The organism is Acinetobacter sp. YH12096, assembly GCF_013419215.1.
Classification (GTDB): Bacteria; Pseudomonadota; Gammaproteobacteria; order Pseudomonadales; family Moraxellaceae; genus Acinetobacter; species Acinetobacter amyesii.
The window spans coordinates 1-1,626 of sequence record NZ_VPAM01000078.1; the positions used below are offsets into that span (position 1 = coordinate 1).

2 protein-coding genes are annotated in these 1,626 nt (G+C 57.0%); both read right to left on the reverse strand.

Going from position 1 to position 1,626, the window contains the following annotated elements; genetic code table 11:
- A partial coding sequence (locus FTU36_RS16855) for a LysR family transcriptional regulator (protein ID WP_257222279.1) occupies positions 1–138 on the reverse strand: 138 nt, incomplete at its 3' end.
- Between the two features lie 27 nt (positions 139–165).
- Positions 166–1,380, reverse strand: coding sequence for a chloramphenicol/florfenicol efflux MFS transporter FloR (gene floR / locus FTU36_RS16515; RefSeq protein ID WP_000214122.1), 1,215 nt, complete (start codon positions 1,378–1,380; stop codon positions 166–168).
- Between the last annotated feature and the right edge of the window lie 246 nt (positions 1,381–1,626).

A 1,626-nucleotide genomic window follows, 5' to 3' on the forward strand; every position in this document is an offset into this window, starting at 1 on the left:
GCTGATACCAAGTGCCTTGGCCGCATGCCGAAAATTCAGATGCTCGGCGACGGCGATGAACTGAACAAGGGAAATGAGCGGTATCCTGCCAGACAGGATACCGACATTCACGAGGTTTCGATGGTTAGTGCGCCGCATCGGAGCGGGCCTGCTACCAGTCGTCGGTTAGACGACTGGCGACTTCTCGGTGGCAGCCCCACGGAGCCGAAGGAGCACCAGCCCCAACGAAACCAGTACCGCCATCGCCGTGGCGTAACAGATCACGGGCCACGCTGTGTCACCGTTTAAAAGTGCCACCGCCAATGTCCCGACAATGCTGACTATCAGGCTTTGAACGCAGAAGTAGAACGCGACCGCTGATCCCGCGATGTCGTCGAACTCTGCCAAAGCGCCGTTCGCGGTAACGGACACCGTGAAGACAATACCGACCGCGACAACCCACATCGGTAGGATGAAGGTGAGGAATGACGGCGAGCCGTAAAGTTCGCCGATCCCCAACAGGACCGCTCCGCAAACAAGCAACGCCATCCCACGCGCCACGCATCCTGCGATGCCCCATCTGGCGACAAAGGACTTCGCGAAACGGGTTGTCACGATCATTACAAGCGCGACAGTGGCGAAGGCAAAGCTGAATCCGATCTCGGAATATTCCGCTTGGCCTATGAGCACACGGGGAGCCGTCGAGAAGAAGACGAAGTAGGTGCCCATACCGGCGCTAAAGCCGACAGTGTAAACCCAAAAAGCCGGACTCGCGAAGATCGGCAAGACAGATCGGCGCGTCTTGACTTGATCCAGAGGGCGGGTTTCGTGCCACCTGAAACCCGCATTTAGGAGTGCGAGCATCGCCAGTATAGCCAAAGTAATGAATATCGCCTGCCATCCCAAGAACTCGCCGATCAATACTCCGGCGATAGGGCCGAGCGCAGGCACGAACGCCAGCATCGAACTGAAAAGGCCGTAGATGACGACACCCTCAGGACGGTTGGCATAAACGTCGCGAACCGTCGCGAACGTCGCCACCAGCATGGCCGACGCGCCCACTGCTTGAAGTAGACGGAAAGCGACAAAGGCCGGTGCAGTTGAAGACCAAGCTGCTCCCAGAGACGCAATGACGAAAGCCGTTGCGCCCGCAAGTAGAATTGGCCGTCGCCCGATTCTGTCTGAGAGCGGACCAAAAATCACCTGGCCCACGCCGAGCATCACCATATAGAGGCTCAACGTGAGTTGGATCATAGCGGGCGTCGTGTTCAGGATGCCGGGCATCGCTGGAACGACAGGGAGATAAATATCCATCGCCAGTGAAGCGAGGATGTCGAAAGGAGCCATCAGCAGCAGTGCTGCCGGCAGCGTATAGGCCCACGCGGGGCGTGTGGTGGTCATGACGAATCAACCCTCGATTAAGGAATACCGGGCGACGTCTGCTCGTCAGCAATCAGATGAGACTAGCCTTACAGAGCGCCGCAACAACAATACTGGTTGTTGCGGCTTACTTGTCTGCTGACTTGGAATTTCCCATCTGATTACTCCACGCTTACGAATATGAATTGCTACATTTTATCCGATTATCTTTTGCTTCGCAATGCGGCATGGGCGCACTCAGCGTTCCAGCCCCCTCTGCCGCCCTAA

Excerpts from the sequence above, each read along its gene's own strand:
- floR (WP_000214122.1), bottom strand. The coding sequence starts at position 1,380 with ATGACCACCACACGCCCCGCGTGGGCCTATACGCTGCCGGCAGCACTG.